The organism is Streptomyces sp. NBC_01341, assembly GCF_035946055.1.
Lineage (GTDB): Bacteria > Actinomycetota > Actinomycetes > Streptomycetales > Streptomycetaceae > Streptomyces.
On record NZ_CP108364.1, the window covers coordinates 4972723 to 4987856 of the forward strand.

The 15134-nt window shown below is 68.5% G+C and carries 12 protein-coding genes; 11 read left to right on the top strand and 1 reads right to left on the bottom strand.

Annotated elements, in window-relative coordinates; all coding sequences use genetic code 11:
• The first annotated feature begins 29 nt into the window (after positions 1 to 29).
• Both OG206_RS21855 and clpX read left to right on the top strand, forming a co-directional pair.
• The gene (locus OG206_RS21855) at positions 30 to 713 is read left to right on the top strand and encodes an ATP-dependent Clp protease proteolytic subunit (protein WP_327122357.1); all 684 of its coding nucleotides are present in this window, start codon (positions 30 to 32) and stop codon (positions 711 to 713) included.
• A gap of 156 nt (positions 714 to 869) precedes the next feature.
• Positions 870 to 2171 (top strand): ATP-dependent Clp protease ATP-binding subunit ClpX, encoded by a 1302-nt coding sequence (clpX, locus tag OG206_RS21860; protein WP_327118626.1) that lies wholly within the window; start codon positions 870 to 872, stop codon positions 2169 to 2171.
• Positions 2172 to 2241: 70 nt separating this feature from the next.
• Here clpX and OG206_RS21865 read toward each other — a convergent pair whose 3' ends face one another.
• Positions 2242 to 3279 (bottom strand): hypothetical protein, encoded by a 1038-nt coding sequence (locus OG206_RS21865; protein WP_327118628.1) that lies wholly within the window; start codon positions 3277 to 3279, stop codon positions 2242 to 2244.
• Positions 3280 to 3416: 137 nt separating this feature from the next.
• On the opposite strand from OG206_RS21865, the gene OG206_RS21870 reads away from it, so the two are divergent.
• From OG206_RS21870 to rodA, 9 genes are all read left to right on the top strand, one after another.
• Positions 3417 to 6038, top strand: a complete 2622-nt coding sequence (locus OG206_RS21870; RefSeq protein WP_327118630.1) for a valine--tRNA ligase — start codon at positions 3417 to 3419, stop codon at positions 6036 to 6038.
• Between the two features lie 122 nt (positions 6039 to 6160).
• Positions 6161 to 7684 (top strand): bifunctional tetrahydrofolate synthase/dihydrofolate synthase, encoded by a 1524-nt coding sequence (gene folC, locus OG206_RS21875; protein ID WP_327118632.1) that lies wholly within the window; start codon positions 6161 to 6163, stop codon positions 7682 to 7684.
• Between the two features lie 3 nt (positions 7685 to 7687).
• Positions 7688 to 8056: a DUF4233 domain-containing protein gene (locus OG206_RS21880; protein WP_327118634.1), complete on the top strand. Its 369-nt coding sequence runs from the start codon at positions 7688 to 7690 to the stop codon at positions 8054 to 8056.
• A 92-nt stretch (positions 8057 to 8148) separates the two neighbouring features.
• Positions 8149 to 8562: a nucleoside-diphosphate kinase gene (ndk, locus tag OG206_RS21885; protein WP_033299402.1), complete on the top strand. Its 414-nt coding sequence runs from the start codon at positions 8149 to 8151 to the stop codon at positions 8560 to 8562.
• Positions 8563 to 8854: 292 nt separating this feature from the next.
• Positions 8855 to 9874 carry a rod shape-determining protein gene (locus tag OG206_RS21890; protein WP_104785636.1) on the top strand — a complete coding sequence of 340 codons (1020 nt, stop codon included), beginning with the start codon at positions 8855 to 8857 and terminating at the stop codon, positions 9872 to 9874.
• A 98-nt stretch (positions 9875 to 9972) separates the two neighbouring features.
• On the top strand, positions 9973 to 11019 hold the full coding sequence (gene mreC / locus OG206_RS21895) for a rod shape-determining protein MreC (protein ID WP_327118640.1): 1047 nt from the start codon (positions 9973 to 9975) through the stop codon (positions 11017 to 11019).
• Positions 11020 to 11030: 11 nt separating this feature from the next.
• The gene (gene mreD / locus OG206_RS21900; protein ID WP_327118642.1) at positions 11031 to 11693 is read left to right on the top strand and encodes a rod shape-determining protein MreD; all 663 of its coding nucleotides are present in this window, start codon (positions 11031 to 11033) and stop codon (positions 11691 to 11693) included.
• 73 nt (positions 11694 to 11766) lie between these two features.
• Positions 11767 to 13944, top strand: coding sequence for a penicillin-binding protein 2 (gene mrdA / locus OG206_RS21905; protein ID WP_327118644.1), 2178 nt, complete (start codon positions 11767 to 11769; stop codon positions 13942 to 13944).
• A complete protein-coding gene (rodA, locus tag OG206_RS21910) occupies positions 13944 to 15134 on the top strand; it encodes a rod shape-determining protein RodA (protein ID WP_327118646.1) in 1191 nt (396 codons plus the stop codon). Before mrdA ends, rodA begins: the two co-directional genes overlap by 1 nt.

Below are 15134 nucleotides of genomic sequence, written 5' to 3' on the forward strand. Positions count from 1 at the left end.
AGACCTCCAGCCCCATGAACGCCACCAGGATGGTGAACACCCACATGAACAACTTCCCCGGCGCCTCCGCGAGCGGCCTCTACACCGGCCCGCAGGTGGACAACCGCTACGTCGTCCCGCGCTTCGTGGAGCGCACCTCGCAGGGTGTGCGTGAGTACGACCCGTACGCGAAGCTCTTCGAGGAGCGCGTGATCTTCCTCGGCGTCCAGATCGACGACGCCTCGGCCAACGACGTCATGGCGCAGCTGCTGTGCCTCGAGTCGATGGACCCGGACCGCGACATCTCGATCTACATCAACAGCCCCGGCGGCTCGTTCACCGCGCTCACCGCGATCTACGACACCATGCAGTTCGTGAAGCCGGACATCCAGACCGTCTGCATGGGACAGGCCGCCTCCGCCGCCGCCGTCCTGCTGGCCGCGGGCACCCCGGGCAAGCGCATGGCGCTCCCGCACGCCCGTGTCCTGATCCACCAGCCGTCCTCGCAGACCGGCCGCGAGCAGCTCTCCGACCTGGAGATCGCGGCCCAGGAGATCCTGCGGATGCGCTCGCAGCTCGAGGAGATGCTGGCCAGGCACTCCACGACCCCGCTGGAGAAGATCAGCGAGGACATCGAGAGGGACAAGATCCTTACCGCGGACGACGCACTCGCGTACGGTCTGGTGGACCAGATTGTCTCCACCCGTAAGACCACAGCCGGCGCGTCCGTCTGACGTCGGTCTTTCCCCTTGGCACATTCCGTATCCACGACCACGGCCGTGTGAACCGTGCCAAGGGGGGCCCGTACGGGGGGCCAGGCAAGGTACCGTCGGATAGAGGCACCAGGAGCCGCTGAACCAGGCTGCTCCCAGGCGAAGGGGAAGCACCTCGTGGCACGCATCGGTGATGGCGGCGACTTGCTCAAGTGCTCGTTCTGCGGAAAGAGCCAGAAGCAGGTGAAGAAGCTCATCGCGGGACCCGGTGTGTACATCTGCGACGAGTGCATCGATCTCTGCAACGAGATCATCGAGGAGGAGCTCGCCGAGACCTCCGAGGTGCGGTGGGAGGAACTCCCCAAGCCGCGTGAGATCTACGAGTTCCTCGAGGGGTACGTCGTCGGGCAGGAGCCCGCGAAGAAGGCCCTCTCGGTCGCTGTGTACAACCACTACAAGCGGGTCCAGGCCGGGGAGAACGGCGGCGGTTCGAATCGTGACGACGCGATCGAGCTCGCCAAGTCCAACATCCTGCTGCTGGGCCCCACGGGCTCCGGCAAGACCCTTCTCGCGCAGACGCTGGCCCGCATGCTCAACGTCCCGTTCGCCATCGCGGACGCGACGGCGCTGACGGAGGCCGGCTACGTCGGCGAGGACGTCGAGAACATCCTGCTCAAGCTGATCCAGGCCGCTGACTACGACGTCAAGAAGGCCGAGACGGGGATCATCTACATCGACGAGATCGACAAGGTCGCGCGCAAGAGCGAGAACCCCTCGATCACGCGGGACGTGTCCGGCGAGGGCGTGCAGCAGGCCCTGTTGAAGATCCTGGAGGGCACCACCGCCTCCGTGCCGCCGCAGGGTGGACGGAAGCACCCGCACCAGGAGTTCATCCAGATCGACACGACGAACGTGCTGTTCATCGTGGGCGGTGCCTTCTCCGGTCTGGAGAAGATCATCGAGTCGCGGGCCGGCGCCAAGGGCATCGGGTTCGGCGCGACGATCCGCTCCAAGCTGGAGATCCAGGCGAGCGACCAGTTCCAGGAGGTCATGCCGGAGGACCTGGTGAAGTTCGGGATGATCCCCGAGTTCATCGGCCGTCTTCCCGTGCTCACCTCGGTCCACAACCTGGACCGCGAGGCGCTGCTCCAGATCCTGGTCGAGCCGCGCAACGCCTTGGTGAAGCAGTACCAGCGCCTCTTCGAACTCGACGGCGTGGAGCTGGACTTCGAGCGCGAGGCCCTCGAAGCCATCGCCGACCAGGCGATCCTCCGCCAGACGGGCGCGCGCGGTCTGCGCGCCATCATGGAGGAAGTCCTCCAGTCCGTGATGTACGAGGTCCCGTCGCGCAAGGACGTGGCCCGCGTGGTCATCACCCCGGACGTCGTCCGCAACAACGTCAACCCGACGCTGGTCCCGCGCGAGCCGCGCACGATCGGCAAGAACGACGGCGGCGGCCGGCACGAGAAGTCCGCGTAGCGGCGGCGGCACACACGCCGAAGGGGCGCCCGGCCAACGGCCGGGCGCCCCTTCGGCGTTACGGGTCGGGTCAGATCTTGGTGCGCGAGGTGTTGTACAGCTTGGCCGCGAGTGCCGCCACCTCGTCCTGGGTCATCGGCTTGTTGGTCATGGCTCCGCCGATGTCGAAACCGATCACCACACCCACGGTGCTGTAGTCGGCCCAGATGCAGACCGGCATGGTCATTTCCTTGGGCCCCTTCGACGCGGAGCCGTCGGCGTCCTCGTTGACGATCTTGACGTCCTGGCACTTCATCAGTGCGCCCTCGAAGCCGGCGGGAGTGACCGACTTGGGGCTGCCGACCAGGGACGCCTTCGTGTCCTCGCTCGTCGCCGCTTCCTTCTCGGCGTTCTTGAAGGAGCCGTCGATCACCCGCGCGGGGTCCCCGATCTCGCCCCATGCGCCCTGGAGCATGAGCATCTTCGTGGTGAGGGGGTTCTGCTTGAGGTCACCGCTCAGGTACTGGGCACCGACCTGGTGAGGGTTCTTGACCCCCATGGCTTCCGCATCCGCCTTGTCCTTGCCGGTCATCGTCGACTCCGGCTCGCCCTTCGAGGCGTCCTGCCTGTAGTCGTCCACCGAGGCGGCCGGTGTCAGCTTGTAGCCCTTGGTGGAGTCGGCGACATCGCTGTTGCTGGAGCCGCCCGACGTGAGGAAGTACACCCCGCCCGCGACAACCGCCAGCGCCACCACGGCCGCGCCGATGATCAGACCCGTCTTCTTCTTCGGGGCGCCCGGCTGAGGAGGCATGCCCGGGTACGCCGGCTGAGCGCCGTACGGGGGAGTGGGCGGCTGCTGCCCGTACGGGCCCGGCTGCTGGCCGTACGGCCCCGGCTGCTGGCCCTGCGGGTAGCCGTATCCCGGCTGCGGGGGCTGCTGCTGCGGAGGAACGCCCTGGGGGGCCTGCTGCGGGTATCCGTAGCCGGGCTGGCCCTGCGGCGGCCCCTGGGGCGGCGGACCGCCGTAGGGGCCGGGCTGCTGGCCGTACGGGCCCGGCTGCTGACCGTAGGGTCCGGGCTGGCCCTGCGGCGGCTGACCGCCGTACGGCCCCGGCTGGTTGTGGCTCATGGTGCTGTCCCCCTCCAGATGCTTATGCGTTCCGCACATCCTGACGGAAGCCGCGTCCGCACAGGGCATCCGGGGGCACACCGTTACTCAACAAACCGGTTTCAGTGCACGACTGTGACGCCCCTAAACTGTGTGCCGTGACCGAGAACGCAGCGCAGCAGCCAGCCAGCATCCCCGAACTGCCGACCCAGTACGCGCCGGCCGAGGTAGAGGGGAAGCTGTACGAGCGCTGGGTGGAGCGCGGTTACTTCACGGCCGACCCGGAGAGTGAGAAGCCTCCGTACACGATCGTCATCCCGCCGCCCAACGTCACCGGCTCCCTGCACCTCGGCCACGCCTTCCAGCACACGCTCATGGACGCCCTCACCCGCCGCAAGCGGATGCAGGGATACGAGACTCTGTGGCTTCCCGGCATGGACCACGCAGGCATCGCCACCCAGAACAAGGTCGAGCAGCAGCTCGGCGAGGAGGGCAAGTCCCGCCACGACCTGGGCCGCGAGGAGTTCGTCGAGCGCGTCTGGCAGTGGAAGGAGGAGTACGGCGGCAAGATCCTCGGGCAGATGCGCCGCCTCGGTGACGGCGTCGACTGGTCCCGCGAGCGCTTCACCATGGACGAGGGCCTCTCGGCCGCCGTCCAGACCGTCTTCAAGAAGATGTACGACGACGGCCTGATCTACCGCGCCGAGCGCATCATCAACTGGTGCCCGCGCTGTCTGACGGCCATCTCGGACATCGAGGTCGACTACCAGGACGACGACGGCGAGCTCGTCTCGATCCAGTACGGCGAGGGCGAGAACACGCTGGTCGTCGCCACGACCCGCGCCGAGACGATGCTCGGCGACACCGCCGTCGCGGTCCACCCCGACGACGAGCGGTACGCCCACCTCGTCGGCACACGCATCAAACTGCCCCTCACCGACCGCACCATCCCGGTCGTCGCGGACACCCACGTCGACCCGGAGTTCGGCACCGGCGCCGTCAAGGTGACGCCGGCGCACGACCCGAACGACTTCGCCATCGGACAGCGTCACGGCCTGGAGTCGATGACCGTCATGGACGAGCGGGGCGTCATCACCGTCCCCGGTCCGTTCGAGGGGCTCGACCGTTTCGAGGCCCGTTCCGCCATCGTCGGCGCGCTGCGCGGTCAGGGCCGGATCGTCGCGGAGAAGCGTCCGTACGTCCACTCCGTCGGCCACTGCTCCCGCTGCCGCACCACGGTCGAGCCGCGCCTCTCGCTGCAGTGGTGGGTCAAGGTCGAGACCCTCGCGAAGGCCGCCGGTGACGCGGTCCGCGACGGGCGGGTCGCGATCCACCCCAAGGAGATGGAGCAGCGGTACTTCGACTGGGTCGACAACCTCCGCGACTGGTGCATCTCGCGCCAGCTCTGGTGGGGCCACCGCATCCCCGTCTGGTACGGCCCCGACGGCGAGGTCGTCTGCGTCGGCCCCGACGAGCAGCCGCCCACAGGCGAGGGCTGGACCCAGGACACCGACGTCCTGGACACCTGGTTCTCCTCCGGCCTGTGGCCGTTCTCCACGCTCGGCTGGCCCGAGGAGACGCCGGACCTCAAGAAGTTCTATCCGACCGACGTCCTGGTCACCGGCCACGACATCATCTTCTTCTGGGTCGCCCGGATGATGATGTTCGGCCTGTACGTCATGGACGGAGAGGTCCCCTTCAAGACGATCGCCCTCACGGGCCTCGTCCGCGACGAGCGCGGCAAGAAGATGTCGAAGTCCTTCGGCAACGTCGTCGACCCGCTGGACTGGATGGACACCTACGGCTCCGACGCCGTCCGCTTCACCCTGGCCAGGGGCGCCAACCCCGGCACCGACGTCCCGATCGGGGAGGACTGGGTCCAGGCGTCCCGGAACTTCGCCAACAAGATCTGGAACGCCACCCGGTTCGCGATGATGAACGGTGCGACGGTCGAGGGCGAGCTCCCGCCCGTCGAGCAGCTGTCGGCCACCGACCGCTGGATCCTGTCGCGGCTGAACAAGACCGTCGCCGACGCCGACGCGTTCTACGACGACTTCCAGTTCGCGAAGCTCAGCGACGCGCTCTACCACTTCGCGTGGGACGAGGTCTTCGACTGGTACGTCGAGCTGTCCAAGACCACCTTCTTCGCCGGTGGTGAGCAGGCCAAGGTCTCCGCGCGGGTCCTCGGCGAGGTCCTGGACGTGACCCTGCGCCTGCTGCACCCGATCGTCCCGTTCGTGACGGAGGCGCTCTGGACCACGCTCACGGGCAAGGAGTCGGTCGTCGTCGCGGACTGGCCGAAGGACAGCGGCTTCCGCGACGACGCGGCCGAGAAGGAGATCGAGCTCGTCCAGCAGGTCGTCACCGAGGTCCGCCGCTTCCGCTCCGACCAGGGGCTGCAGCCCGGCCAGAAGGTCCCGGCCGAGCTGACGGTCACCGGCACGGTGCTCGCGCCGCACGAGGCCGCCATCCGTCAACTGCTGCGCCTGCAGCCCGCCGGGGACGACTTCCACGCGACGGCGACCCTCCCGGTCGCCGGAGCCACGGTCGCCCTCGACCTGTCCGGCACGATCGACGTCGAGGCGGAGCGCAAGCGCCTGACGAAGGACCTGGGCGCGGCCGAGAAGGAAAAGGCCCAGGCCACCGGAAAGCTCGGCAACGAGGCATTCCTGGCCAAGGCGCCGGACAACGTGGTCGACAAGATCCGCGGCCGGCTCGCCAAGGCGGAGGCCGACATCGAGCGGATCACCGCCCAGCTGGCGAATCTGCCGCAGGGCTGATGACCTGAGTACGGAGCCCCCGCACCCCCGACCGACCGGGAGTGCGGGGGCTTCGCCGTGCCCGGGTGCGTACCGCGGCGGGCGCTGCGCGCGATGTCCGGCGCCATCCGTAGACTGGCCCTGTGAGTGAGCCCCGCCCTTCAGACCGGCACGACGCGTCAGATCCCGACGACACCTTCGCGGAGATCGTCGACGAAGAGACCCAGCGCGACCCCGACCTGGCGGTGATCGAGGCCGGGAGCCGGACGCTGCGCACCCAGTCCGGCCCGCCGCAGGGCGAGGCGGTCCCCGACCGCCCCGCCGACCCCGAGACGGACAGAGCGCTGCGCGCCGTGGAGCAGGAGCTCGCGGGCCGCTGGGGCGAGACCAAGCTCGAGCCCTCGGTGACCCGGATCGCCGCCCTGATGGACGTGCTCGGCGAGCCCCAGCGCGCCTACCCCTCGATCCACATCACGGGGACCAACGGCAAGACCAGCACGGCCCGGATGATCGAGGCGCTGCTCGGCGCCTTCGACCTCCGTATCGGGCGCTACACCTCGCCGCACGTCCAGTCGGTCACCGAACGCATCAGCCTGGACGGTGCGCCGATCGAGGCCGAGCGCTTCATCGAGACGTACAACGACATCAAGCCGTACGTCGAGATGGTCGACGCCCAGCAGCCCTACCGGCTCTCCTTCTTCGAGGTGCTGACGGGCATGGCGTACGCGGCGTTCGCGGACGCGCCGGTCGACGTGGCGGTCGTCGAGGTCGGCATGGGCGGGACCTGGGACGCGACGAACGTCATCGACGGTTCGGTCGCCGTGATCACACCGATCTCCCTCGACCACACGGACCGGCTCGGCACGACGCCGGCCGAGATCGCCGAGGAGAAGTCCGGCGTCATCAAGCAGGACGCGACGGTGATCCTGGCCCAGCAGCCGGTCGACGCCGCGCAGGTCATGCTGAAGAAGGCCGTCGAGGTGGACGCCACGGTCGCCCGTGAGGGCATGGAGTTCGGCATCGTCTCGCGGGAGATCGCAGTCGGCGGCCAGCTCCTGACCCTGCGGGGCCTGGGCGGCGAGTACGACAACATCTTCCTGCCGCTGTACGGCGCCCACCAGGCGCACAACGCGGTGGTGGCGCTCGCAGCCGTCGAGGCGTTCTTCGGCATCGGTGCGGAGCAGAGCCGCAGTCTCGATGTCGAAGTGGTCCGCAAGGCCTTCCTCTCGGTCCTCTCGCCGGGCCGCCTGGAGGTCGTGCGCTCCAGCCCGACGATCGTCCTGGACGCGGCGCACAACCCGGCCGGTGCCCTCGCGGCTTCGGAGGGGGTCAGCGAGGCGTTCAGCTTCACGCGCCTCATCGGGGTCGTCGGCGCCAGCGACGGCAAGGACGTCCGGGGGCTCCTCGAAGCCTTCGAGCCGATCTTCGCCGAGATCGTCGTGACCCAGAACTCCAGTGAGCGCGCCATGGACGCGGACGCGCTCGCCGCGATCGCCGTCGAGGTCTTCGGCCACGAGCGCGTCCAGGTCGAGCCCCGTCTGGACGACGCCCTGGAGGCGGCCATCACCCTGGCCGAGGAGGATGCCGAATACGCGGGCGCCGGCGTCCTGGTGACCGGTTCCGTGATCACGGTCGGCGAGGCCCGGCTGCTCCTGGGAAGGCGCTGATCTGTGCGTACGCTCTGTGCATCGACGCTGATCGGGGAGTTCTTCGTCATCGGATTCGCCGGACTCGTGGCGATGAAGCTCGACGGCATGTCCATGGGCACCGTGTGGACGGTCTGCGGAGTCGGGATGCTGCTGTCCGTCCTGCTGTGCGGTGTGATCACCAGGCCCGGTGGCATCCAGCTCGGCTGGGCGCTGCAGATCGCGCTGGTCCTGAGTGGTTTCTTCGTCCCGATGATGTACATCCTCGGGATCGCCTTCGGCGCCCTGTGGTGGGCGTCCGTGCACTACGGCCGCAAGATCGACGAGGCGAAGGCGCGGTGGGCGGCGCAGGCCGAGGCGCAGGATAGCGCCCAGGCTCCGGCCCAAGGATGACGCAGAGTGAGCCCGGCCGTCGGGCCGCTCCCACAGCCCTGTAATCTCGCCCTCACCCGCACCCCGCACCGGAAGTCTGCAAGGAGCCGCACATGACCCAGCGCACCCTCGTCCTTCTCAAGCCCGACGCCGTCCGGCGTGGGCTGATCGGCGAGATCGTCGGCCGCATCGAGCGCAAGGCCGGCTGGACGATCACCGCGCTGGAGCTGCGCACGCTCGACCAGGAGACCCTGGAGCAGCACTACGGCGAGCACAAGGGCCGTCCGTTCTACGAGCCCCTCGTCGAATTCATGGCCTCCGGCCCCGTCGTCGCTCTTGTGGCCGAAGGCGAGCGGGTGATCGAGGGGGTCCGCGCGCTCGCCGGTCCGACCGACCCGATCGCCGCCGCGCCCGGCTCGATCCGCGGTGACTTCGGCACGGTCACCCGGGAGAACCTCATCCACGCCTCGGACTCCGAGGAGTCCGCAGAGCGAGAACTCAAGCTTTTCTTTCCCGGCCTTTCCTGACTTCGGCTCCGCCAAACAGCGCTCATGACCTGGGGCGACCGAAGTAATTCGGTCGCCCTTCGGCATAGGGTCCCGTATCGCGGGAACGCATCCCTCCGACGTAACGTCACCATGGGTGGAACGGACAGCCGTTCCGCTCGTCATGGCGAAGGACCCTCGCGCTGTGTCCGTGCATACGGCACTACGATGGAAGCTTCCACGCCCGCAGCGCCAACCCTCGCCTACCTGAACAAGCCATTCTTCGCTTTCCGGGAAGGCCCGACGCATCCTCATGGGGAACAAGGGGAACTCAATGTCGTTCATCGGCCGTGACATGGCTATCGACCTCGGGACTGCCAACACGCTGGTGTACGTCAGGGGGCGCGGCATCGTACTGAACGAGCCGTCCGTCGTGGCCATCAACACCAACACCGGCGGCATCCTGGCGGTCGGCGCCGAGGCCAAGAAGATGATCGGCCGCACACCGGGCAACATCGTTGCCGTGCGGCCGCTGAAGGACGGTGTGATCGCCGACTTCGAGATCACGGAGCGCATGCTCCGCTACTTCATCCTCAAGATCCACAAGCGCCGCTACCTGGCCCGCCCCCGGGTCGTCGTCTGTGTGCCCTCCGGCATCACAGGAGTCGAGCGACGCGCCGTCATCGAGGCGTCGACGCAGGCAGGCGCCCGCCAGGTGCACATCATCGAGGAGCCCATGGCCGCGGCCATCGGCTCCGGACTGCCGGTCCACGAGGCCACCGGAAACATGGTCGTCGACATCGGTGGCGGCACCACCGAGGTCGCCGTGATCTCGCTCGGCGGAATCGTCACTGCCCAGTCGATCCGGGTGGCCGGTGACGAACTGGACAACGCGATCATCCAGCACGTCAAGAAGGAGTACTCCCTCCTCCTCGGTGAGCGCACCGCCGAACAGATCAAGATCACCATCGGTTCGGCCTTCGAGATGGAGAAGGACGAGCACACCGAGATCCGTGGCCGCGACCTGGTCTCCGGCCTGCCCAAGACCGTCGTCATCTCGGCGACGGAGGTCCGCAAGGCCATCGAGGAACCGGTCAACGCGATCGTCGACGCCGTGAAGACCACGCTCGACAAGTGCCCGCCGGAGCTCTCCGGTGACGTCATGGACCGCGGCATCGTCCTCACCGGCGGTGGCGCGCTCCTGCGGGGTCTCGACGAGCGCCTGCGCCACGAGACGGGCATGCCGATCCACATCGCCGAGGACCCGCTGGACTCGGTGGCACTCGGATCCGGCAAGTGCGTCGAGGAGTTCGAGGCGCTGCAGCAGGTGCTGGACGCCCAGCCCCGAAGGTAGAAAACGATGTTCCGCCGTACGGGCGCAAACCGCCCCGTACGGCGGAACGTTGGTATACAGGCACGAACATTCCGACGAGGAAGGCACGGCCGCCGCACGTGAGGGACACACGAGAGAGCCGGCTGCTCCTGGTGCTGCTGATCGCCATCGCATTCGCCCTGATCACGGTCGATATCCGCGGTGGCGAGGAGTCACCGGTGGACGGGGCCCGGCAGGCCGCCGCCACGGTCTTCGGACCGGTGGAGAACGGCGTCGCGGCAGCGGTGGACCCGGTGGGCAACGCCATCGGCGCCGTACGGGAGTCCGGTGACCGGCACGACCGGATCGCGGCTCTGGAGCACGAGAACGCCGCACTGAAGACCAGGCTCGGCAGCGACGACCGCAACACCAGCAAGGTCCGTCAGCTGGACACCATGCTCAAGAGCGCCGGAGCCGGCCAGTACGGCATCAAGGGCGCCGAGGTCATCGCCATAGGAGCGGCCCAGGGCTTCTCCTGGACCATCACCATCGACGCGGGGACGAACGACGGCATCCTGCGCGACATGACCGTGCTGAACGGCGAGGGGCTCGTCGGCCGGGTCACGACGGTCGGCCCCGACACCGCGACCGTCCTGCTGGCCAACGACCCCGACTTCACCGTCGGCACCCGCCTGGAGAAGACCGACGAGCTCGGCTTCGCGACCGGACAGGGCTCCCGGCCCCTCTCGGTCCAGTTCCTCAACGGCAAGGCCGACGTGAAGAAGGGCGACCGGCTGGTCACCTTCGGGTCCAGCAAGGACAAGCCCTTCGTCCCCGGCGTGCCGGTCGGACAGGTCGTGCGCGTGGACCCCTCGGGCGGTGACCTGACCCGGACCGTCTACGTCCGCCCGTTCGTCGGCTTCACCAAGCTCGACATCGTCGGCGTCGTCGTCCAGGCCCCCCGCGAGGACCCCCGCGACATGGTCCTGCCGAAGCAGCCCAAGAAGCCGGAGAAGCCCAAGCCCACCCCGACCGTCACGGTCACCGTGCAGCCCAACGGCGACCTCGTCGACGCCAGTGGGAAGGTCGTCGGGAACGTCAACGAGAAGCCCGACCCGGACGCCTCCGGCAGCCCCTCCGCGAACGCCGACACACCCGCCGGTGACGCGGCGAACGACCAGGAATAGAGCTGATCCCCATGCGTATCAACCGGACGCTGCTCTCCGTCTCCCTGGTCGTGGTCGCCCTCGTCATCCAGGTCTCCGTACTCGCCCGCCTCCAACTGCCGGGCGCCACGCCCGACCTGGTGCTCCTCGTCGTCCTCGGACTCGCCTTCGTCTACGGACCCGTCAGCGGCGCCCTCATCGGCTTCGGCGCGGGCCTCCTCGCAGACCTGGCGCCCCCCGCCGACCACGCGGCCGGGCGCTACGCCCTGGTCCTCTGCCTCATCGGTTACATCGCCGGAATGGCCCGGCCCGAGAAGGGCCAGCTCAAGTCGGCGTTCACCCCGATGGCCTTCGTGGTGGCCGCAGCCATCGGATCGACCCTGCTGTACGCCGGGGTCGGCGCCCTCGTGGGCGACACCGCGGCCCGCCATGTGGGCCTGGGCAGCCTGCTGTTCACCGCCGCCGTGTACGACCTGCTCCTCGCGCCGTTCACGGTTCCGCTGATCATGGCGCTCGCCAGACGTACCGAGAACGACCCCGTGGCCGACAGTTCCGGCAGCGGAGACGTCGCCGCCGGCTGGCTGGCCACGGGCACCGGGCTGCGGATCGGCAGCCAGCGGGGCGGGATGCGCCTGAGGGCCGCACGGAGCCGCGCCGCACGCGCGGGAAGGATCAAGGGGGTCAAGCGACTGTGAGGCCGTACCGGCACCGGACGAGCACCGGGGGCGACCCCCGTGACCCCGGCCCGACGACCACCGGGGGCGCCCCGTGAGCAACATTCCGGAGACCGGACGGACCCAGCGGGTCCAGATCCGTCTCGTCGTCATCCAGGTCCTCGTCTTCTCCCTGCTCCTGACGCTCGGCGGCCGGCTCTGGTACCTCCAGATCCGCAACGGGCAGGAGTACACGGACGAGGCCAAGAACAACCACGTCCAGCAGGTCGTGCAGCCCGCCGTCCGGGGAGCGATCCTCGACGCACGGGGCGTGCCCCTCGCCGACAACGAGACCCGCCTCGTGGTGTCCGCCAGCCGCACCGAGCTGATGAAGATGAAGGACGACGGCGTCGGCGTCCTCACCCGGCTGGCCGATGTCCTGGACATGAAGGCCAAGGACGTCCAGGACAAGGTCCGGCTCTGCGACGCCAAGACCCCGCAGCCCTGCTGGAACGGCTCGCCCTACCAGCCGATCCCGGTGACCGACGAGGCCACGACACAGCAGGCCCTCACGATCCGTGAGCGGGCCGAGGACTTCCCGGGCATCACCGCCGAACCCACCGCCGTACGCCGCTACGCCGCACCCGGCAAGGCCAACACCGCCCAGGTGCTCGGCTACCTCTCGCCGGTCACCGACGACGAGGTCACCAAGGCCCAGGACACCGAGTCGCCCTACCTGCGCTCCGACCAGGTCGGCCGCTCCGGCCTCGAGCGCACCTACGACAGGGAACTGCGCGGCAAGGCCGGTGTCACCCGCTACGAGGTCGACAACCTCGGCCGGGTCATCGGCCAGGCGCAGAACGACGAGGCGGAGCCCGGTGCCAGCGTCGTCACGTCCATCGACGCCCGGGTCCAGGCCGTCGCCGAGTACGAGCTCAACAAGGCGATGGAGACGGCCCGCAAGGAGATGGACCGCAACACCAACCAGCTCTACAAGGCGGACTCCGGCGCGGTCGTCGTGATGGAGGCCAAGACGGGCCGCATCGTCTCGATGGCGTCCCTGCCGACGTACGACCCCAACGCCTGGATCGGCGGCATCTCCGCGAAGGACTACGCCAAGCTCACCGGCAAGAAGTCCAACTTCCCACTGCTGAACAGGGCCATCCAGGGCACGGCGGCCCCGGGCTCCATCTTCAAGGTGATCTCCTCGACCGCCGCGGTCAACGCCGGTTACCCGTTCGACGGCAACTACCCGTGCCCGAGCTCGTACTCCATCGGCGGCCAGACCTTCAAGAACTTCGAGTCCCAGGGCTACGGCAGCATCACCATCGGCCGTGCCCTCGAGGTCTCCTGCGACACGGTCTACTACGGCCTGGCGCACAAGGAGTGGCAGAAGGACGGCGGAAACAAGCCGAAAAAGGACCCGGGCGACTGGTTCTACAAGACGGCCCACCAGTTCGGTCTCGGCAAGGAGACCGGCATCGACCTCCCCAACGAGGTATCGGGCCGCGTCCCCGACCGCCAGTGGAAGCAGAGCTTCTACGACGCCAACAAGACGTCGTGGTGCAAGCAGGGCAAGAAGGACGGCACGTACGTCGAGAAGATCGCGTACGAAGGCTGCATCGAGGGCTACAAGATGCGTGCCGGTGACTCCGTCAACTACTCCATCGGCCAGGGCGACACGCTCGTCACGCCGATCCAGATGGCGACCATCTACGGCGCGATCTCCAACGGCGGAACCCTGTACGACCCGACCGTCGGCAAGGCGATCGTCAGCGGCGACGGAAAGACCGTCCAGGAGATCAAGCCCCGGTCGCACGGCAAGCTGCCCTTCAAGGGAGACACGCGCGACGAGATAGACGAAGCCCTCGCGGGAGTCGCGACCCGGGGCAGCGCCGCCTGGCGGTTCGGCGGATGGCCCCAGGACAAGATCCCGATGCACGCCAAGACGGGCACGGCCGAGGTCTACGGCAAGCAGACGACCTCCTGGTTCGCCACGTACACCAAGGACTACTCGATCGTCATGACGATCTCTCAGGGTGGTACGGGTTCCGGGGCCTCCGGTCCCGCCGTGCGCAACATCTACAACGCGCTCTACGGACTCGACTCCGCCGGCAAGCAGAACCTCAAGAAGGCCCTGCTGCCCAAGCCCCAGAAGACACTGCCGAAGATCAAGCCCGACGGCCAGATCGAGTCGCCGAAGATCAAGCCCTACGTCCCCGAGCCGCCCGCCGAAGACGGTACGCAGGCCCTTGCCGCTGTCCTCGGCGGAGCCCCGGGGAGGCGTGACTGATGGCAGGCTTCTCCGTCTCGCGCTATGCCCCGGAGCGGTCCGCCTGGGCCAAGCTCGCCGCCCGCGACTCCGTCGTGCGACGGCTGGACTGGCCCCTGCTCGGCTCGGCGGTCGCGCTCTCGTTCGTCGGCTCGCTCCTGGTCTGGTCGGCGACCCGTGGACGCGATTCGCTGACCCACGGGGACCCGTACTACTTCCTCTTCCGGCACGCGCTGAACACCGGAATCGGCCTGGGGCTGATGATCGGCACCGTGTGGCTCGGCCACCGCACCCTCCGGGGCGCGGTGCCGGTCCTCTACGGCATCTCGGTCGTGCTGGTCCTCGCGGTCCTCACCCCGCTCGGCGCTACCGTCAACGGCGCGCACGCCTGGATCCTCCTGCCTGGCGGGTTCTCGCTCCAGCCGTCCGAGTTCACCAAGATCACGATCATCCTCGGCATGGCGATGCTGCTCGCCGCCCGCGTCGACGCGGGCGACCAGCAGCACCCCGACCACCGGACGGTCGCCAAGGCGCTCGGTGTGGCCGTCATCCCGATGGCGATCGTCATGCTGATGCCCGACCTCGGCTCCGTCATGGTGATGGCCGTCATCGTGCTCGGGGTGCTGCTGGCTTCCGGGGCGTCCAACCGGTGGATCTTCGGACTCCTCGGGGCGGGCACCGCGGGCGCTGTCGCCGTGTGGCAGCTCGGGGTCCTCGACGACTACCAGATCGCGCGCTTCGCGGCCTTCGCCAACCCGGCGCTCGACCCGGCCGGAGTCGGCTACAACACCAACCAGGCCCGCATCGCGATCGGCTCCGGCGGACTCTCGGGGACCGGTCTCTTCAACGGTTCGCAGACGACGGGCCAGTTCGTCCCCGAGCAGCAGACCGACTTCGTGTTCACCGTCGCCGGTGAGGAGCTCGGGTTCCTCGGAGCCGGGCTGATCATCGTCCTGCTCGGCGTCATCCTGTGGCGCGCCTGCCGGATCGCCCGCGAGACGACCGAGCTGTACGGGACCGTCGTGGCCGCCGGGATCATCGCCTGGTTCGCCTTCCAGTCCTTCGAGAACATCGGCATGACGCTCGGCATCATGCCGGTGGCGGGACTCCCGCTGCCCTTCGTGTCGTACGGAGGATCCTCGATGTTCGCCGTCTGGGTGGCCATCGGGCTGCTCCAGTCGATCCGGGTGCAGCGGCCGATAACTGCCTGA